This window comes from Gluconobacter oxydans (assembly GCF_006539685.1).
In the GTDB taxonomy this organism is placed as follows: domain Bacteria; phylum Pseudomonadota; class Alphaproteobacteria; order Acetobacterales; family Acetobacteraceae; genus Gluconobacter; species Gluconobacter oxydans.
The window spans coordinates 124,886-144,767 of sequence record NZ_BJNM01000001.1 but is presented as its reverse complement, the minus strand read 5'-3'; the positions used below and the strand labels follow the sequence as shown (position 1 = coordinate 144,767).

At 61.6% G+C, this 19,882-nt stretch carries 15 protein-coding genes and 1 pseudogene; 3 read left to right on the top strand and 13 right to left on the bottom strand.

Going from position 1 to position 19,882, the window contains the following annotated elements:
• Window positions 1-4 precede the first annotated feature (4 nt).
• Window positions 5-922, top strand: coding sequence for a polyphosphate kinase 2 (gene ppk2, locus GOX01_RS00595; RefSeq protein WP_011252117.1), 918 nt, complete (start codon window positions 5-7; stop codon window positions 920-922).
• 70 nt (window positions 923-992) lie between these two features.
• Here ppk2 and GOX01_RS13080 read toward each other — a convergent pair whose 3' ends face one another.
• The 5 genes from GOX01_RS13080 to GOX01_RS00575 form a co-directional block, all read right to left on the bottom strand.
• Complete coding sequence (locus GOX01_RS13080) at window positions 993-1,184, bottom strand: TonB-dependent receptor (protein WP_011252118.1); 192 nt, start codon at window positions 1,182-1,184, stop codon at window positions 993-995.
• Entirely contained in the window at window positions 1,166-3,298 is a 2,133-nt protein-coding gene (locus GOX01_RS00590) for a TonB-dependent receptor (protein ID WP_255314055.1), read from the bottom strand. The genes GOX01_RS13080 and GOX01_RS00590 overlap by 19 nt, the downstream gene beginning before the upstream one ends.
• Before the next feature lie 67 nt (window positions 3,299-3,365).
• Window positions 3,366-4,700, bottom strand: a complete 1,335-nt coding sequence (locus GOX01_RS00585) for an MFS transporter (RefSeq protein ID WP_011252120.1) — start codon at window positions 4,698-4,700, stop codon at window positions 3,366-3,368.
• 103 nt (window positions 4,701-4,803) lie between these two features.
• Window positions 4,804-5,958: a M24 family metallopeptidase gene (locus GOX01_RS00580; RefSeq protein ID WP_011252121.1), complete on the bottom strand. Its 1,155-nt coding sequence runs from the start codon at window positions 5,956-5,958 to the stop codon at window positions 4,804-4,806.
• A gap of 180 nt (window positions 5,959-6,138) precedes the next feature.
• Window positions 6,139-6,783, bottom strand: a complete 645-nt coding sequence (locus GOX01_RS00575) for a TetR/AcrR family transcriptional regulator (RefSeq protein ID WP_011252122.1) — start codon at window positions 6,781-6,783, stop codon at window positions 6,139-6,141.
• A 291-nt stretch (window positions 6,784-7,074) separates the two neighbouring features.
• Here GOX01_RS00575 and GOX01_RS00570 point away from each other — a divergent pair, with 291 nt between their 5' ends.
• Window positions 7,075-9,228 (top strand): TonB-dependent receptor, encoded by a 2,154-nt coding sequence (locus GOX01_RS00570; RefSeq protein ID WP_228119113.1) that lies wholly within the window; start codon window positions 7,075-7,077, stop codon window positions 9,226-9,228.
• Window positions 9,229-9,235: 7 nt separating this feature from the next.
• Here the strand turns inward: GOX01_RS00570 and GOX01_RS00565 are convergent, their stop codons facing one another.
• From GOX01_RS00565 to GOX01_RS00545, 7 genes and pseudogenes are all read right to left on the bottom strand, one after another.
• Complete coding sequence (locus GOX01_RS00565; protein ID WP_024716568.1) at window positions 9,236-10,444, bottom strand: DUF1501 domain-containing protein; 1,209 nt, start codon at window positions 10,442-10,444, stop codon at window positions 9,236-9,238.
• Window positions 10,445-10,447: 3 nt separating this feature from the next.
• Window positions 10,448-10,636 carry a hypothetical protein gene (locus tag GOX01_RS13075; RefSeq protein WP_011252125.1) on the bottom strand — a complete coding sequence of 63 codons (189 nt, stop codon included), beginning with the start codon at window positions 10,634-10,636 and terminating at the stop codon, window positions 10,448-10,450.
• Window positions 10,637-10,651: 15 nt separating this feature from the next.
• Window positions 10,652-11,482, bottom strand: a pseudogene (locus tag GOX01_RS13070) (DUF1800 domain-containing protein); the annotation flags it as partial.
• A 12-nt stretch (window positions 11,483-11,494) separates the two neighbouring features.
• Window positions 11,495-11,761 (bottom strand): hypothetical protein, encoded by a 267-nt coding sequence (locus GOX01_RS13065; RefSeq protein WP_011252127.1) that lies wholly within the window; start codon window positions 11,759-11,761, stop codon window positions 11,495-11,497.
• Window positions 11,762-11,868: 107 nt separating this feature from the next.
• Window positions 11,869-13,068, bottom strand: a complete 1,200-nt coding sequence (locus tag GOX01_RS00555) for a glutathionylspermidine synthase family protein (protein ID WP_011252128.1) — start codon at window positions 13,066-13,068, stop codon at window positions 11,869-11,871.
• 9 nt (window positions 13,069-13,077) lie between these two features.
• Window positions 13,078-13,395: a hypothetical protein gene (locus tag GOX01_RS00550; protein ID WP_131973766.1), complete on the bottom strand. Its 318-nt coding sequence runs from the start codon at window positions 13,393-13,395 to the stop codon at window positions 13,078-13,080.
• An 81-nt stretch (window positions 13,396-13,476) separates the two neighbouring features.
• The gene (locus tag GOX01_RS00545) at window positions 13,477-14,271 is read right to left on the bottom strand and encodes a deaminated glutathione amidase (protein ID WP_011252129.1); all 795 of its coding nucleotides are present in this window, start codon (window positions 14,269-14,271) and stop codon (window positions 13,477-13,479) included.
• Window positions 14,272-14,796: 525 nt separating this feature from the next.
• Between GOX01_RS00545 and GOX01_RS00540 the strand changes: the two genes are divergently transcribed.
• Window positions 14,797-16,776 carry a hypothetical protein gene (locus tag GOX01_RS00540; protein WP_011252131.1) on the top strand — a complete coding sequence of 660 codons (1,980 nt, stop codon included), beginning with the start codon at window positions 14,797-14,799 and terminating at the stop codon, window positions 16,774-16,776.
• A gap of 21 nt (window positions 16,777-16,797) precedes the next feature.
• On the opposite strand, the gene GOX01_RS00535 is transcribed toward GOX01_RS00540, so the two are convergent.
• Window positions 16,798-19,875, bottom strand: a complete 3,078-nt coding sequence (locus GOX01_RS00535) for an efflux RND transporter permease subunit (protein ID WP_011252132.1) — start codon at window positions 19,873-19,875, stop codon at window positions 16,798-16,800.
• Window positions 19,876-19,882: the final 7 nt, after the last annotated feature.

Below are 19,882 nucleotides of genomic sequence, written 5' to 3'. Positions count from 1 at the left end.
ATCCATGACGCAGGACAACGATTTCGTGGGCCTTTCGCCAGACGAACAGGCCCGGGAGCGCATGCGCTACGAAATCATCGATGACCTGGATGAGGAATTCGAGCTCTCCCTGGAAGAAAACGAAGGGAAAGGCCTCGATCCTGCGGAGCGTGCTTTCCGTCGCACCTATTTCCGCGAGTTGATCCGCCTTCAGGGCGAGCTCATCAAGCTTCAGGACTGGGTCAAGGCCACGGGCGAGCGCATTGTCGTCGTGTTCGAGGGGCGTGACGCTGCCGGCAAGGGAGGCGCCATCAAGCGCATCACCCAGCGCCTGAACCCGCGCATCTGCCGCGTCGCCGCCCTGCCCGCCCCGAATGACCGCGAGCGCACGCAGTGGTATTTCCAGCGCTATGTGGCCCATCTTCCGGCCGCGGGCGAAATCGTCCTGTTCGACCGCAGCTGGTATAACCGCGCCGGCGTCGAGCGCGTCATGGGGTTCTGCACGGAGGAGGAATACGAAGAGTTCTTCCGCTCCGTTCCGGAATTCGAGCGGATGCTGGTCCGCAGCGGCATCCGGGTCATCAAGTTCTGGTTCTCGATCACCGACGAGGAGCAGGAATCACGCTTCCGCGCCCGCATCGAGGACCCGCTGAAGCAGTGGAAGCTCAGCCCGATGGACCTTGAAAGCCGCCGCCGCTGGGAAAACTATACCCTGGCCAAGGAAGTCATGCTGGAACGCTCCAGCATTCCCGAAGCCCCGTGGTGGGTCGTTCCGGCCGTCGACAAGAAGCGCGCGCGCCTGAACTGCATCGCGCATCTGCTGTCCCTCGTGCCCTACGAACCTGTCACCCGCCCCGAAGTGGTCCTGCCCGAGCGCGTGTTCCATCCGGATTACGAGCGCGAACCCACGCCCGATGACATGCTCGTGCCCGAGCGCTACTGAAAACCGCTGGCCCTCTTCCCGCCCCGTCGAACGGGAAGAGGACCAGCATCGCATCTGGCGGAGCGCAGGCTCAGAAATCCACCCGCAGCCGTCCGCCCACCATCCGCGGCGTTCCCGGAATGCCGAAAATTCCGTTCAGCCCGGTCTGGCGCGTCACGTCATAACGCCGGTCCAGGATGTTGTTGACATAGGCCCCGAGAGACCATTTTCCGCTTTTCGGCGCGAAGGTCAGACCGACATCCATCAGGAAATACTCCGGCATCCGGTACAGGTTGTTCCCCGGCCATCGAGCTGCGATCCGCGATAGCTGTAGTCAAGATACGACGTCAGCGTCCACCGCGTCCCGAGCTTCGCCTTGTAGGATGCCGAGCCTTCGAGCGTCAGTTTCGGGATCCCCATATCGACCCCGGCGTAGCTGCGATACAGCGCCACCAGCTTGCCCGTCCGGATATAGGTCGCCGCGACGGCCGTGGAATCGATCGCGCTGTAATCCTCGTAATTTCCGCGCTCGTAACCGAAGTGCTGATGCAGCAGCAGACCCGGAATGGGATTGGCATCGATCTCCATTTCCACACCCCAGATCCGGCTCTTGGGAATGTTGACGTACTGGCCGACCACACCATAGTTCGACACCACGGCAAGCCCGGCCACCTGCTGCCCGTGATAGTCGTACCAGAACGCATCGCCATTGAGGCGGATTTTGTGGTTCCAGTAGTCAGACTTGAAACCGACCTCATAGGCCAGCAGGGATTCCGGTTTGGTCGGATTGAGCTGCGAGGCCACGACCGTATTGTTCGCTGTAAAACCACCTGGCTTGAAGCCCTTGCGGATGGAGCCATAGAACATCAGGTTGTCGAGCGCCTGATACTCGATCCCGCCCATCCCCGAAAACTGGTTCGTCAGCGCCCCGCGGCGCCCGTAATGGTTGTCGAACGGTGTGGGATAGATGGCCGTATTATAGCGCATCGTCTGCATGTTATAGAGATCGCGGTCATCGGACTCATGCGTGATCCCCGCCAGAAGATGCAGCCGCTTCGTGACCGTCAGACGCAGATGGCCGTACTGGCTGAACGCCTGCTGATCCTGATTATAACTCGTCCGCTGGATATAAGGCCGCGATCCCGAGCCGGTATAATCATTGAAAATGACTGAGTGCATCTGCGTGCGGTCATAATACATGCCCACATTCCACTGCAGCCGGTCATGCGGATTGCGCGACGCCAGCTTCACTTCCTGCGAAAACAGGTTAGCATCCGTATTGACGTCGTCGTCATAGATCGCATAGCGCGTGCCATCCAGATCCATCAGGTTGTGCACATACATCTGCTGGAACGCGCTGATGGTGCTCAGATCGGCAAAACCCAGATTGCGGGTGAAATTGACGCCCGCCCCCCAGAACGTGTTGTTGTAGGACGGCTTCGTCCCCGCGGAATTACCCGTGATTTTCAGGAAATCCGGCGTAAAGCCCCAGCCCGTGTTCCGGTTGTTCTGATAGGTCGGCGTATTGCGCGCCAGATCCTGGATATTGTAGGCGCCCATCGCCTGGGAATCATCCTGCATCCAGTTGCTGCTGAAGACGATGTTCGTCCTGTCATCCGGCTGCCAGGCAACCTTGGCCCGCAGCCCGCCCTTGTTGGCATTTCCCAGCGACTGCCCGGTATTGATGTTCTTCTGAAAGCCTCCGCCCTGCTGCGTAAAACCCGCAATGCGGTACTGCACATTGGACGACAGCGGTCCCGACACATACAGGTTCGTAATGCTGCGATCATAGGTCGCAATGTCTTCCGACGCCCCGTAATGGAACGTCTTCGTCGGATCGGCCGTCTTGATGTTGATCTCACCGGCCGTCACCGTCTGACCATGCGTAAAGCCCGATGGCCCGGTACTCACATCAACCCCGGCCATGTCGAACATCGCGGCCCCTGCCATATAGCCGATCGGCAGCGTCACGCCGTCCACATAGGTCATGACCGACGGTGTATTATTCGCGGTAAAGTCGTTCAGTCCCACACCGCGCAGCGTGAAGTTCACTGCCGAACTCGAACCCTGCGGCTGCACCGTCAGGTTCGGAGCAAAGTTCATCAGCCCCTTCACATCCGTCACCTGATGCCGCGCCAGTTCGGTTGAATCGATATGCGTGACCGACACGCTCTGATGCTGCATCGCCAGCTGCCCGAACGCATTTTTCCTGCGGTACACCTGGATCGATTCCGGATCCGAAGACGGCACGACATGCCGCACCCGCACAACCGAAGGCGGGACAGCAGGGTGACCTTTCGTTCCATGCACGGCCTTGCCCGACGTCGTTGCCGCAACAGCTGGCAGCGTCAGAACCAGCGCACTTGTACACAGAAGGATATTGTTAAATCGGAACATTTCAGGTCTCCCCGGGACAACTCCGGTTTCAGAAGATGTGGCAGTCATGCGAAACGCATGGAAAAACTCAGTACGCGTCCCCGATCTCTTCCAGAGACCGGTTCACGGTTGAGGGTCCGAAGATCAGGATGCTCAGCGCGCCAGCCAGCAGGATCAGCGCCGTCAGTCCGAACACCCCGGCAAACCCGGCCCGCGGATACAGCGCCCCGATCAGCAGGGGAGCGGCGATCGCGCCGGTCCGTCCGACAGCCGAGGCGCTTCCCATTCCCGTCGCCCGCAGGACGGTCGGGAAAATTTCGGGCGTGTAGGCATAAAGTCCGGCAAAAGCGCCGTTCATGAAGAAGGAAAGCAGCATCCCTGCTGCAAGAATGCCGCCGGATGACGACACGAGCGCCATCGCGACCGCACTCAGCATGGCAGCAGCGAGATACGTCACGACCGTTGCCTTGCGGCCGAAATACTCGTTGCAGAACCCCGCACTGAAATAACCCGGGATCTGTGCCACACAGATGGCGATCGAAAACCCGAAACTGTGCGTAATGGTGAACCCACGCGCGATCAGAAGCGTGGGAAGCCAGGAAAAGAACGCGTAATAACTGAACGTGACCGACAGCCACAGAACCCAGCTCATGGCCGTCACCCGCCGCAGCCCACTACCCCACAGCCGCGCGAACTGCCCGCCCACCGACGGGCGCTCCAGCGTCACCGCACCCGGTTCATAAGCCGGAGACACAACGCCAACGCTCTTTTCGATACCGCAAAGAACGGAATGTGCGGCCTTACTCCGGCCCATGCTTTCAAGCCAGCGCGGTGATTCCGGCAAAGCCCGACGCCACCACAGCAGCATGACCACCGGGCACGCCGTCAGCCCCACCGCCCAGCGCCAGCCATTCGCTGAGCCCGGCACCAGCGCATATCCCAGCAGCGACGCCCCCACGAACCCGAAGGAGAAAAATCCCGCCAGCGCGCCCGTAAACACCCCGCGATACCGCCGCGGCACGAATTCCGACAGATATGGCGCAATGATCGCGGATTCAGCGCCCGTCCCAAGCCCGGCCACCACGCGCGCCAGCACAAAACCATGCCAGTTCATACAGAGCGCCGAGACGAGAGAGCCCACGCAGTAACACGCCAGCGCCCACATCATCACGGACCGCCGGCCCCACCGGTCCGCCACCAGCCCCGCAGACAGCGCGCCGATGAAATATCCGAAAAATGCTCCGCTCCCCAGCAGACCAAGCTGGGCCATCGACAGCCCCCACAGATGCTGCAGGGCCGGCATGACGAAGGCGAGGATGGCGCCATCCAGCCCGTCAAAACAGTATCCCGCGCCCCCGAGAAACAGGAGCCGGTAGTGAAACCCGGAGAACGAAAGACGTTCCAGTCGATCTGCAATGGACATAGGTTTCTATCCCGGAACGAAAGGCAGCAGAGGAATGCAATTTCTTCCGGCAGTTCCCGCGCCCCCTAGCCTTTCACGGCAGGGGGCGCAGGCCGGAAGGGCTTTACCCGACGATCAGGTCTTCTTTTCTGTCGGGATATTGCGTGAGGATCTCGTAGCCGTTCTCCGTCATCAGAACCGTGTCGGAATGGCGATACCCACCCTTCCCCTTGATGTAGATCCCCGGCTCGATGCTGAAAATCATGCCCGGCTGGATGACATTATCCTCACCCAGTGCCAGGAACGGCGCTTCATGGCTCGTGACGCCGAAGCTGTGACCCGTCCGGTGCAGCGGCGTTTCATAGCCGGCCCTATGCGCGATCGCCTGACAGGCGGCATCGATTTCCGAACCGATCGCCCCGGGTTTGAGCATGTCATAGGCCTTGTAGCGCATTTCCATCATCGTATCGAAAGGCCGCTTCGCCTCTTCAGGGATGGTCTGGAGGAAGAAAGTGCGCTCTATTTCGGCTCCGTAACCGTTTATCTTGCCAGCCACGAGCCCGAGGAACGGACCACCCGGTTCACAGGTCGCCGTCAGACAGGAAAAATTATGCGGATCATCCGTATAGGCCGGCGGCTGGATCAGTCCGGCCGCATGGCTCGACATGACGTTATACTGCGGAGATTCCGTCAGGCAGCGCTGATAGAAATACGGCGTCACGTCACCAATGGCATGCGCGACCATCACACCGGGCTGAACCTTGCCCAGCATCATCGCCAGCACTTTCGTCATCACATCGCTCGTCCAGGCGATGCGCGAAATCTCATGCGCCGACTTGATCTCGCGGACCTCGTCAATGATGTTCAGCACCTTCACCGGATTGGAGATCTGCGCCTGCAGATAAGCAGGGCAAGCCCCCTCGATCCCGACCGTCCCCTGCTTCGGGAGTGCCTCGGCAAACCGGTCGGACCAGCGCGATCCCACGACTGCCGGGAACTCCGCATAGCTCAGCAGTCTGAAGTCCCCGACCTTGTGACGCAGCACATGCGGCACTTCGAGCACCGGCACGACAAAAAACGTCTCGGCCATCGTGAGCACGAGCACAAACGGCCGCTCATGCACGAAATTCGCAAAATTCGTCAGGTAATAGACATTGTTCGGATCAAAGGAGACAAAGGCCGAAAGCCCGGCCTTCTCCATTTTCTCACGAACCTTCCGATGACGTTCGGCGATCTCGGGTGCGGAAACCTGTGCGGCAGTCAGAGGCGGCATTGTCATGTTTGACCTTATCTGTCCGGAACAAGCGCCTTTTCCCTTACGGGGCAGGCCGTTCGTGAATCCAATATAAAAGCAATACAACCTACTTGTTTTATAAGCGTCAAGAAAATTATTCTAAAAATGCAATGATCCCAGGCCGGCGCGGCATTCCTTCCCGGAGCATGCCGTTTTAGGGGCGCTTCAGGCCGAAAGGTCCGCAATCCTGAGAAATTCTGCTCTGGAGAAGCGCCGCCAGACTTCAAAGGACCGCGCCAGATCCTCCAGCGGAACACCACGCGCGCGCTCGACCGCCAGCCCGCGCAACAGCGCCGAATTGAGCAGCCGCAACTCGACGAAACGCGGGTCCGGCGGGGCCATGCGGCGCCCTGAAAGCCAGCGGGTCATGAACTGATCGATCCGTGCCAGAACCGGTGCCGTCACTGCTTCCAGATCCGGATCACTCCGCCGCGCCAGTTCGATCTCCACGGTCGCCAGGAATTCCGGTCCATCCGTCACCAGCCGCCACATCGTGTCCAGCATGGCATCCACGCGCGCTTCGGGACTGCCTTTCATGCTCAGCGCCCGCCGGTACAGCCGCGCGCGCTTGACCGCATAATGCCGCAGCACCATCGCCATGACCTGCGCCTTGGTGGGAAACTGATGCTGCAAAGCCCCCAGACTGACGCCCGCCGTTTTGGCGATGCGCTGGACGGTCGTTGCGGCATAGCCCTGCGTCTGCAGCAGCATGACGGTTGCCTGAATGACCTTGCCGCGCGTCTCCGCACTGCGATCGGCCTGTGTCCGACGACGGACGACCACAGGAGCGGGAGGGGATGAAACAGTCATAGGCCTGAGGAAAATTCCCTGACGAAAAACAGTCCGGAACGAGGTTCCCTCTTACAGACACTCCCCCCGATAGGAAATGCCCCATCGATCAGCGCGCTGCTCCGAAAACCCCGTGCCAATCAATATAGCATATTGCATATCATGACGCAGATGCGTTACTCCTGACGGACTTCCATCACCCATGATGCCCCAAACCCCGTTCCCAGGCCGCCTTCCATGCACACCACCAGATATAGCATAAGCTATATAATAATCAGTTTACTATCACGAAATACGCGCTTCTGTGCGTGGATGAGCGTCAGTCTGACCGTTCTCGGGACGGCCCTTGCAGACCCAGCATTGCCCGAAACAGAACCGCAGACCGTCAGGAAAGCCGCCTCGTCCGAAAAGCCCCCTGCCCCCGAGCAGATCAGCGTCACAGGGCATCTCAACCGCGAACGGGCCCGCATTTTTCCGGGTCTTGGCGCGGTGGATTACACCATCGACCAGCACCAGATCACGACCACACCGGGCGGTCAGAACGCGGCCTTCAACCAGATCCTCCTGCGCGTCCCCGGTGTCGTTCTCGACAGTTATGGCGAGGTACATGTGCGGGGTGAGCATGGCGGACTGACCTATCGCGTCAACGGAGTTCTGCTGCCTGAAGGGCTGAACGGTTTCGGCCAGGAACTCGACACCCGCATCATCCAGTCCGTGGACCTGCTGACCGGCACCCTCCCCGCGCAGTTCGGCTTTCGCACTGCAGGCGTGGTGGACGTAACGACCAAGACCGGTGACAGCCTTAAACACAATCAGGTCTCGCTTTACGGGGGGAGCTACAACACGTTTGTCCCCTCCGTGCAGCTTGGCGGCCAGCGCGGAAAGCTGGATTATTTCACCACGCTGTCCTTCACCCGCAACAACATCGGCATCGAAAATCCCAGCGACACATTCCGCGCGATCCATGATGTGACGGAACAGGAAAAAGCGTTTTCGTATCTCTCCTGGCATCTGGACGAAGCGAGCCGCCTCACGCTGCTGACCAGCGCCTCTTACGCGGATTTCGAGATCCCCAATTCCTTCAAGACCTTCGATACGAACAGCCCGGATTACACGACGCTTTATGATGTCGCAGGCGTAAACCCGCATGATCCGGCCATGAACTGGGCCAGCCTGAACGACAGCCAGACCGAACAGAACTACTATGCCGTCCTGTCGTATCAGCGCACGACCGACCGGCTGAACCTTCAGGTCTCACCCTATTTCCGCTACGGCCGGATCGACTACACGCCGGATCGTGACCGGGACCTGATCTATCAGGGCGTGTCCGAACATGAGGTCAATGATTTCACGACGGGCGGCATGCAGGCCGATCTGTCTTACGAGATCGCACGCCATCACACCTTACGGGCCGGACTTCTGGGACAGTACACGTCCGAACGCCTCGATACTGACACGCTCGCTTTTCCCGTGGATGAGGCGGGAAACCAGAGCGCGAATACGCCCGTGCGTCTGATGGACAACACCGGGAACTGGTCGGTGGAGGCCGGGGCCTATATTCAGGACGAATACAGGATCACGCGGAGCCTGACCTTCAATTACGGCATCCGTTACGACCGTTTCGCCTCATCTTTCGACAATGAAGGCCAGTTAAGCCCACGTGCGAACATGGTCTGGAAACCGACGCGCAGCACGACCCTGCATCTCGGCTATTCGCGCTATTTCGCTCCGCCTTCCCCGCAATATGTCTACCCGTCCACACTGGCCCGCTTTGTGGGGACGACGAACGCAGCGGCCAACACCATCGACAGCGCCACGAAGGTCGAGAAATCGCATTATGTGGATGGCGGCATCCTTCAGCGCATCACACCCGATTTTCAGATTACACTCGATGCCTATGCCAAATGGGCGCATGACCTTACCGACCTCGGGCAGTTCGGTCGTGCGGTGATTTTAGCCCCTTTCAGCTACAGGCGCGGGCGCGTCTATGGCGCTGAATTCGGCAGTTCCTGGCGGCATGGGCCGTGGTCGCTTTTCGGCAATTTTTCCTACGTCAAAACCTCGGCCCGCGACATCAATTCCGCGCAGTACCAGTTCGATCCGGCCGTACTGGCCTATATCCGCAATCACGCGATCCAGCTTGACCATCAGGGCGAATTCACCGCTACGGCCGGGGCCTCGTGGACCACGAAACACGACATGGCCTATGCCGATTTCGTTTATGGCTATGGCCTACGCAGTGGCTTTGCCAATCTGGAGAAGGAGCCGCAATACGACGTCTTCAATATCGGCTACCAGCATACCTTCACGAAGGCACCGTTTGGGCATGACATCAAAGTCCGCGCCGATGTCGTCAACCTGTTCGACAAACGCTACCAGCTTCGGGATGGCAGCGGGGTTGGCATTTATCAGGCGCAATATGGACAGCGCCGGGGTACGTTCTTCGCGGTTGTTTCGGAGTTCTGAAACGCGTTCAGACTGTCTCGACCAGCCCTTTCATGGGATCCACGGCCGGGCCCGGGAAGACCGTAGCAACGGCACGCGACGGCAGACGCAGGTGGTCGCAGAGAACGCCTGCCGCCACCGCCCGCAGATCCGTCGTAGGGGCGAGATCCCGGTTTTCGAACAGCTGACTGCTCCGCAGACCCGGCCAGGTTCCCCCGACTTTCCCGCCGGCTACGGCCCCACCGGCCAGAAAGGCAACCGTGCCCGTTCCGTGATCTGTCCCGCCTGTGCCGTTGATGCGGACGGTCCGTCCGAATTCCGTCATCGCGAGAACCACCGTGTGTTTCCAGCTCTCACCAAGTCGCTGACGCAGCGCCCCGATACCGCGATCGAGCTGCGCCAGCGGACTGCCGAGCCGTCCGAGCTGGCCGGCATGCGTGTCCCATCCGCCGATTTCCAGAGCCGCGATCCGGGGCCCATGTGGCGTGGCCAGCATCTGCCCGGCCGCCGTGGAGAGGTGGGTAAAGGCATCGGGCTTGCGGGACTTTTCCGGAACCGCTGTGCCGCCCATGTCCATCCGGGACGCCTCGGAAAATCCGCGGGCCTTCAAAGCGTTGCGGAAAGCGGGGCCTGTCACGGGGTCATGGGCATTCAGGGCGAGGATCTGGCTGTAGAGATCGGCGTCCGGATGCTGGCTTCCGGCCGGGGCATAGCTGCCTACCCGCGCCGCCCCCCGCAGCAGAAGCGGCACCGTCAGCCCCATGGCCAGCCCGTAGCCATCCGGCCGGTTGGCTTTCCCCTGAAGCACCGAAACGGCACGGTTCAGCCACCCGCTGTCCAGACGCTCATCCGCGCCGCTTTCCAGATAATCCTGGGCCTCGAAATGCGACCGGCTGCGATAATGCCCGGCCACCGCGTGGATCGGGAGCATCTGGCCTTCTCCGTACAGCCCGTGCAGGGTCGCAAGCGACGGATGCAGGCCATAGAAGCCGCCCAGATCGAGCAATCCGCCCTCCTGTCCCGGTTCGGGGAGAACGAGCGCCCGACGATATGTCACGAGGTCGGGGTCGCCATAAGGAGTGACGGCGGACAGGCCATCCAGCGCACCGCGAAGGATCACGACGACCAGACGCGGATCATCCGGCCCACCGGACGAGCCCGCAAAGGCCAGTGAAGAACGTCCCAGTGTCCAGCTGGCAGCCAGACCGAGCAGAGCAGTACGACGGGGGATCATCATGACTCAGCGCCTCTGGAATTCGGGGGAAGAAAACAGCAGGGCCAGCGCATCCTGACGCGACCCGGCGTGGTGCATGGCGGTGCGGGTCTGCGGACGCAGGGCGGGGCCCAGGGCAATATCGGCGATGTCCATCGGATCACCGCTTCGGACATGCGCGGCCACCCGCCATGCCCAGTCCGCACGGGCCAGCATGTCCGCGGGCGGGCATCAGTCCGCGGCATTGTCGCTCCAGCCATTGGGCAGCGGTGCGGTCCACAGCGGCTGCCCGAGTGTGCTGAAAGCCGACGCCAGCTGATGGGCGGGAGAATGCGGATCGTCCGGCCGGCTGGGCTCTCCACCGATGGATAATGCCCGGAGCACGGCCGTGGCATAGTCCATGGGCGAGCGGAACTTGCCCCCGCCAGGCCCCGGATCGGGCAGGTCCGCCAGCGCGAGGGATGCCGCCTGCAGATCGCCTTCACTGTCCCGCAGAACGGTCTCGACATGCCGCACGGAAGCGGGTGACGGCGTATCGGACACGAAATGCCGGACCATCTGCGTGGCGATGTGGTGGTAGGTCGCCGGATGCGTGCCAAGGAAGTGCAGGGCCTGCACGCCGCCCTCCTCGCCTTCGGGAAAGGTCTGTCCCATGAGCGTTTTCGGTCCCGGTTCGTGCGCCTTTTCCCGGAACACGAAACCCGGCCGTTCTGCCTTCATGTCCACGCCCCAGCCTGTCAGGATCGCGGCGAAGGACGTCACATCTCCCTGACTGTATCCGGCGGCGGGCGAGACGGTGTGCAGCTCCAGACATTCGCGGGCCAGGTTCTCGTTCAGCCCGTGATGGCTCCTGCGCCCGGTCGCGCTGTCCGGCCCGATGGAGGACGCATTGTCCAGATACATCAGCATGGCCGGATGCCGCATGACCGCCAGAAGCATATCCGAAAAGCGCCCGGTCACATGCGGGCGGATGGCCTCGCGCATATAGGCGCCGATGACAGCCCGCGTGCTGCCCTGCCGCAGGCTCACGGTGAAATGGTTGAACCAGAACCACGCCAGACGCTCCCGGAAAGGCTAATCCGTCAGCAGCAGGGTGTCCATCTGCGTAGCGACTTCCGCCTGGAAGATCGGCTTGACCAGCGGGTCACCCTGAACCTTCGTGCGACGCTGTTCCCGCAATGCGATCAGCCCATCCACACAGGGAGACACGCCTCTGAACGTGGCGGTGTCAGGCCCGGTCAGCTGATGCGCGAGCCAGTCATGCAGTGACAGACCCGCGCCCTCCCGCGCGCTGTCCCGCTGGCCCCACCCAAATCTGTTGATTGCACTGACAGGTCGCATGGCATCCTCACGATATCGGAAGTCGGCACCCTGAAGGACGCTGATCCCATCATGTGGCAAAAACGGGGCGGTGTTATGTGAAGTTTTCAGACATGCTCTGCGATCGCTCACCCCGAGCGCAGCAGTCTGCGCATGAAGCCCGGCCTGCGGACCAGATGCGGCACGATCGGCGAGGTATGCCGCACGATGGGGGCCTGGCTCTCCCGCATGGTCAGACCGGCAAAGCTGTCCCCGACAATCCAGGCCCCGACCGATGCCGTTACCCCGTCGATCCGGTGATCGGCGAACTCCTGGTAGATTTTCGGATACGCGCCATAGGTCCCGGCCTCGGCACAAAGGGCGCGGCCATCGCGCAGGATGCGCACATTCTCGCCCCCGCGCGCATGAATCGGCTTTTCCACATAGGCGCGGGGAGAAGATCGCCCGTGCCTGCCGATCACGTCCTGTGGGGCATATCCGGCCGCCAGCAGATTGGGATGCCCCGGATAGCGCTTCCACAAGGCGGGCAGCAGCGCCTTGTTGGACAGCAGCGCCGTCCAGGGCGGGTTCAGAAACGTGCAGCCACAGTGCTCAAGGTGTCGGGCGCCGGAATCGCGGAACATCAGTTCCCAGGGATACATGCGGATCATGCTCCGGACGATGCGTCCGCGATGCAGAAGCTGGCCGCCATGCGTGATTTCCAGATCGCGCAATTCGCAATGGATCGCCTCAAGTCCGGCCTGTTCGGCCCATTGCCGGTAATAGACGGCATGCGTCGTGTCTTCGAGATTGTCCGGATAGGGCACGATGTGAAGGGTGCGATCAATCAGCCCCTTCCGTCGCAGATCCGCCAGCCGGTCCACAAGGGCCTGCGCGTCCAGAGGTGCATGGGTATGCGGATGCCCTCTCTGCCGATGCCATGCGGTCTGCATCCGCGTGCGTTCGGGAAGTGTTGCGGGCGTATCGGCATTATATTCGATCAGCCGGGGCTGGCCGCCGCACCAGGCAAGATCGAAGCGCCCGATCAGGAACGGATCACGCCGCGCCCAGGACTGGCGCACCACGTCCTGCACGGCAGGCGGAATGTGAAACGCATCCAGCCCGCCCGGTTGCCTGACAGTCTCGTCCACGACCGACAGGCAGAGCCGGTGCAGCGTTTCGGAGACTTTCCGGATGAGCGCGACCGCAGCCGCATCGAACTCGTAGCGGACATCTTCGCGCCAGGCGAAGCTGCCATCGGCATTGCGGTAATAATGATAGCCGAGCCGGTCTGCCTCAGCCTGCCAGTCCGGCCTTGCGGAAGAGGTCAGGCGGCGAAGCTGAACCATGCGCGAAAACTATTCGCCCCCGCCCGCATGGGCGCCCGCGCTTTCGCCAAAGCCGGCATGTCCCGCCGAACTCTCGTCTCCCCCTCCACGGCCACCACGCTCATCGTCGGACCTTCTGGTGGATGTTGGAACATATACGGCGCCCGAGGAATGGCCGGAATCCGAACAGTTCTGGGGACGCTGGGCCTGCGCGGCCGCAGAAGCGCACGGATCAGGACGTGTGGCCGCAGCCTGCATTCCCTGTGGATTCCGCAGGCTCAGCCCTAGCACGCCGAGCCCCATGATGAGAGCACCGGCCCCTACACCCCACGCGATACCGTTTTTCATTGTTCCCACGAAGTAATGTTCAGTAGAAACTTACCGTAACATATCTGATCGCAGAAGATAGATTCTCGGTCCTGAGGTGTTTCAGTTTTTCAAATCGGCCAGAACCGGGGCCGCAAAGCGCCGGTTTTCCAAGACCGGCAGAACCTGCCGGGCATGAGCGATCCGCTCCCGGTCCAGCGTGGCAAAGCCGAGAGCCGGCGCCTCGCCCAGAGCCAGCGTCACGACGCCCAGCGGATCGACCACCATGCTGAATCCGGTATTGCGCGCGCCACATTCCCCGACCGCCACGACATAGCAGGTGTTTTCCAGCGCCCGCGCCACGGACATAATTTCCCAATGCCGTTCCTTGCCAGGACCCCGCACCCAGGCAGCCGGCAGCAGCAGAACTTCCGCCCCCGCCAGTGCCAGATGACGTGCCAGTTCCGGAAAACGCACATCATAGCAGGTCATCAGACCCACCTTCATGTCCCCGATCTGCACCACGGGCGGCAGTTCCAGCCCCGGCGAGGTGCGCTGGGATTCCTTCATGCTGAACGCGTCATACAGATGCAGCTTGCGATACGTTGCAATGAACGCTCCATCCCGCAGCACGAACTGCGTGTTGTAAAACCGTCCATTCCCGTCCGGCACATTCACGCATCCGGCCACGGCAATGCCCTGACTGGCCTTGCGCAGTCCCTCCATGAACGGTCCGTCCAGCGGCTGCGCCGTCTGCGGCAGGAGTTCCGGATTATTGATGTCCTGCGCCAGGATCCCTTCGGGCAGGACCAGAAGCTCGGCCCCTCCCTCCCGCGCCCGTGCGATCAGGTCGAGGCATTGCCGCTGGTTGGTTTCCCAGTCCGGCGCAACAGCAAACTGTCCCAGAGCAACTCTCATCACCGCATTCCATTTCCAAAAAGCCGCATGGACCATCATGCCCGTCGGCACAGCATGCCAGAGCGGCAGGATGGGGTGAAGACGGAATACAGAACCCGTGCGGGCGATCCTGTCAGACCCCGGCGCCCCGAGCGGCTTCTGATACTTTTTATTACAGAAGAAAGATCGTCATATCGAAAAGAAAATGAAGCAATAATAAAAATGTCGAGCAGGACACAAATCAAGATCGAACAAGTTATGAATAAAAAATTATATTAAATCTGAATTTATTTAAAAATATATTTAATGACTTTGCATTCAATTTTCCTGAATTCCTGTTTGTTCTTTCAGGAAATACCGCTCCCCTCACGGGAAACAATTTCACGATTCCGTGACTTTGCCCGAAATCCAGACGGGAATATTGCGTGTTCCCCGCACTTTCCTGCGGTCTGCGGCGCGTCAGAGCCGACCTGAAAATCTTTTTAAAAGCTATCGCGCCCGAGTTCATGCACATGTTCAGGACATCTTTTGACATGGGGGAATTAGTTGAAACTGCTCACCTTCCGCACGCTGCGCTCCCTGCGGTTATCGGGACGCGGATATCTGTTTCTCGGCACGACACTGGGCGCCCTCATGCTGGGCACAGCGGCTCGTGCCGATGACGATATCGTTTCAAGAATGGAACAGGAAATGAGCCGCCTTCAGGCCGCTCAGGCCCATGTGCAGGAAGAACAGCGCGCCATCAATCACGACATGGCCGTGCTGAAAGCGGAAATCGCCCGACACCATGCCTCGGGCAGCTCTGCCTCCCATGCCTCCGCCCCCCATGACGGACAGCTTGCCACCGCCCGTCCGGACGCCCGCAGTGACGTCCACGCAGAGCATGGCGAACGGATCACCACCGCATCCGCGCGCCGTCATGGCCTTAAAACCGCCGAAGCTCCCCAGTTCACGGCTACGCCTGGCGAAATGACCGCTGCCGCCGGAGCCGAACCTGTCCGCGGCGCTGTGGCACGACGCGACCGCGTTTCCCTCTCCCCCACCGGACGCGGGGTGATCGACACCGACAAGGGCTCCGAACTCGCAGTCGTTGGGCATCGCGCCGAAGACGTGCTCGTCCATTTCGCGGAAAATGGCGTGGGTCCGCATCCGCGTGAGACGCTGGGCGCGCAGTCCGCAGGTGCCGTCGGCGATCACGGCGTGTTCCATCTGGGTCCGGTCACGCTCATGCTCGGCGGTTTCGTCGATACGGCCGCCGTGCTCGAGAACCGCCATGTCGCATCCGATACGTTCAATTACTGGCAGGACATGCCGTATCCGAACGAGCCGCGCTATCACACCAACAATTTTGACGGCGGCGCCCGCTACAGCCGCCTGTCCCTGCTCGCACGCGGCAACATCAATTCCGAAGCCACGATCTCGGGCTTCTTTGAATCCGATTTCGGCGCCGGCGCCGTCACGACTGACCCTTACGAGAGCAACAGCTACTCCTTCCGGCTGCGTCAGGCCTATCTGGCCTATGACGACAACAAGGAAGGCTGGCATTTCCTTGGCGGTCAGGCCTGGAGCCTTCTGACACCGGGCCGTGCGGGTATCGTCGCACGACAGGAAAGCCTTCCGGAAACGATCGAAGCCTCGATGCTCGCAGGCCAGACCTGGTCCCGCCAGTGGCAGGTCCGCATCGTGAAGGATTTCTTCCATCACCGTCTGTGGACCGGTCTTTCAATCGAAAACCCCGCCACGCTGTATGACACGACCGGCTTTTCCGCCAGCAACGGTGCGGTGTCGATGCCCAACGGCTCCACCGTCACGATCGGCGAGAACGGTGTTGGCCTAACCAATGACACGGCCAATTTCTCCAATGAAATCGCGCCTGACGTCATCGGCAAGGTCGCCTACGATCCCGTCTGGGGCCATTACGAAATGGAAGGCATCCTGCACTTCCCCCATGACCGCGTGACCATGGGCAATACCGGCCATAATAACACCGCCATCGGCGGCGGCGCGGGCGGCTCCATGATCCTGCCGCTCATTTCCGGCAAGGTGGAACTGCGCATGGCCGGCCTCGCAGGCTGGGGCATCAACCGCTATGGCTCCGTCCTGCTGCCTGATACCACGCTCAAGGCCAATGGCAGCCCCGATCCGCTCTTTGGCGTCCAGGCCCAGGCCGGCGTCATCGCGCATCCCAACCCGCGCATCGATGTCTACGGCTATTTCGGCACGCAGCGCGTCGGCCATTCCTATTTCAACGAAAACGGCAGCTCCTACGGCTACGGCAACCCGGGCTATTCCAACGCGGGCTGTCTGCAGGAACTCTCCACGCTCTCCTGCACAGCCAATACCCGCAGCGTTTCGGAGATCACGATCGGCGGCTGGTGGCGCTTCTTCAAGGGCAAGTTCGGCACCGTGGAAGCAGGCACGCAGCTTGCCTATTCGCGGCGGCAGATCTGGTCCGGCATTGGCGGCGATCCGCATACCAGCATGAGCCAGATCTTCTTCGACTTCCGCTACCTGCCCTTCCAGTAAGGCCCCCCGCCCCGGACAGGCTCATCCCCTGTCCGGGGCGCTTTCATTTTCGCGACCAAAGAACCGCGCATAAAGCGTCGGCAATACGAACAGCGTCAGAAGTGTGGAGGACACCAGCCCTCCGATCACGACAGACGCCAGAGGCCGCTCCACTTCCGCGCCCGATCCGCCAGAAAATGCCATTGGAAAGAACCCCAGACTGGCCACGGACGCCGTTGCCAGAACCGGCCGCAACCGGCTGCGCGCCGCCTGAAACGCCGCATCCGCCGCCGCCAGACCTTCCTGCCGGAAGACCCGGATCTGGCTCACCAGCACCACACCGTTCAGGATCGCCACGCCAAACAGCGCGATGAACCCGATCCCCGCCGCAATGCTGAACGGCAGGCCCCGGAGCGCAAGTACGAAAATCCCGCCCGTCGCCGCCATCGGCAGATTGGCAAAGACCAGCGCCGCCGCCCCGAACGACCCCAGAGCCGCCACCAGCAGCAGGAAGATCAACGCCAGCGCGATCGGCACGACAATGAACAGACGGTGCAGCGCGGATTGCAGGTTCCGGAACTGCCCGGCCCAGACCATCCTGTAGCCCTGCGGCATCCTGACCTTCTGCGCCACGGCCTGCTGCGCCGCCGCCACGAACGAACTTACATCCCGCCCGCGGATATTGGCCTGCACGATCACCCGGCGATGGATATTGTCCCGGTCAATCCGCGATACGCCATCCGACAGTACGATTTCCGCCACCTGTGACAGCAGAACCCAGCCTTGCCCGTCCGCCCGGCGCACCTGCAGATGCCCGATCCGGTCCGCCGAACTGACCGCATCCTCCCGCAGACGCACCTGCGTCGGAATGATCGCGCCCTGAACCGTCACGGGCTTGCCAACATGCCCACCCACGGCTTCCACAACCGCCAGAATATCCGGCACCGATACCCCCAGCCGCGCCGCCGCATCCCGGTTCACGTCGATATGCAGGAACGGCACCGTCCCGCTCCCCTGCAACGCCACATCCGCCGCACCGCGCACGGTCCGCAGCGTCTCGACAACCTGCCCCGCAATCCGGTTCAGCTCCGACAAATCATCGCCATAGACCGAAATCGCAAGCTGCGTCCGCACACCCGCCAGCAGATCATCCATCCGCATCTGGATCGGCTGCGACCAGGAATACGCCGCCTCCGGCCGCCTCGCCTGCAGGGCGGCATTGAACTTCTCGACCAGTCCCGCCTGCGTCGTAGCCGTCTTCCACGTACTGCGCGGCCGCAGGAAAATGAACGTATCAGTCTCGTTCGTTCCCATCGGGTCCGTGGGAATGGCCGCCGTCCCCGTGCTGCTTACAACCGTCTGGACCTCCGGGAAGGAGCGCAGGATCCGCTCTTCCTCAGTCACCCCCTCCAGAACCGTGGTCAGAGACGCACCAGGCAGGCGCATCGCATTGAGCGCCAACGATCCTTCCTCAAGCTGCGGCACGAACTCCCCGCCAAGCCGCCCCCCCACCAGCACCGCCAGCAGAAAAGCCCCCACAGTCACAATCAGCAGCCGCCCGCTGTGATGCTCGGTCCAGCGCAGCGCCGGCTCATAATACCGCCGGACCGTCCGCACGAACCAGGTTTCCCGATCCGGCAGGCTGTTGCGCATCACCAGCACCGCCAGAACCGGCACACAGACGAAGCAGTAAGCCAGCGAAGTCAGCAGCGCCATGATGACCGTCTGTGCCATCGGGCGGAACATCTTGCCCTCGATGCCCTGAAGCGTCAGCACCGGCAGATACACCATAACGATGATCAGGATTGCGAAACTGACCGGCCGCACCACGGCCTTTGCGGCCTCCACCGTCAGTTCGGCAAAGGATTTCGACTCCCGCGTGGCAGCGCGCTCGACCATGATATGCTCCACCACCACGAGCGAACTGTCCACGATCATCCCGAAATCGATCGCCCCCAGACTCAGCAGATTGGCCGAAACGCCAAACAGCCGCATCCCCGCCATGGCCGCCACCAGAGCCGCCGGAATGACCGATACGATCACCAGCGCCGCCCGCCAGTCCCCCAGCACGACGACAAGCACGAACAGCACCAGCCCCGCGCCGATCAGCAGGTTTTCCTTCACCGTATGGATGGTCTGCCCCGTCAGGGTCGCCCGGCTGTAATAAGGCTCCAGCGTCACACCCGACGGCAGGGACTGCCGGATCGCCGGCAAAGCCCGCCCGATCGCACCCAGCGTCGCATTCGAGCTGGCCCCGGTCTGCATCATCACGACGCCAATGACCACCTCACCCTGCCCGTCCCGCGTCACGGCCCCAAGCCGCGTCCTCGGCCCGGCGGACACAACCCCCATGTCCCGCAGCCGGATCACATGGCCGCCCGCTCCCAGCTTCACGGGAATGGCGCCAAAATCCGCCAGACTGCCTACCAGCGCCCGGCCCACAACCACGTTCTGCTCGGCATGATGCGCAATCCAGCCGCCACCGGACGACGCATTGTTCGTATCGACAGCCTGCACGATCTCGCTGATCGAAACCCCGAACGTCCGCATCCGCGCCGGATCAACCGCCACCTGATACGTCTCGACCGATCCGCCATTGACGTTGACGTCCACAACGCCCGGCACCAGCCGCAACTGCGGCACGACCGTCCAGGTCATGAGCCGGTTCAGCTCCATCAGCGAGAGCCCGGCGCCACGGATCTGCAACTGCATGATCTCGCCCATGCCCGTCGCCAGCGGCCCCATCGAGACGCTCACACCCGGCATGGTGATGCTGTCCCGTGCCGCCTGCAACCGCTCCGAAACCCGCGTCCGGTCCAGATCGATATCCGTCGCGTCATCGAACTGCAGATAAACCGCCGACACCCCAGTCCGCGACACGGAGCGCAGGTCCGTCACACCCGGAATCCCCGTCAGGCTCGCCTCAACCGGAAAGGTGATAAGCTTCTCGACTTCTTCCGTCGCCAGCCCCGGCGCAGTCACCGAAACCATGACCTGCTTGGGCGAAATATCCGGCACCGGCTCGACCGGCAGTCCCGGCACGGTCATCACCCCGCCGATCATCAGCGCAACAAGCAGACCCAGCAGGACAAAACGGTTGGACTGGAAAAAATGCAGCATGAAACCC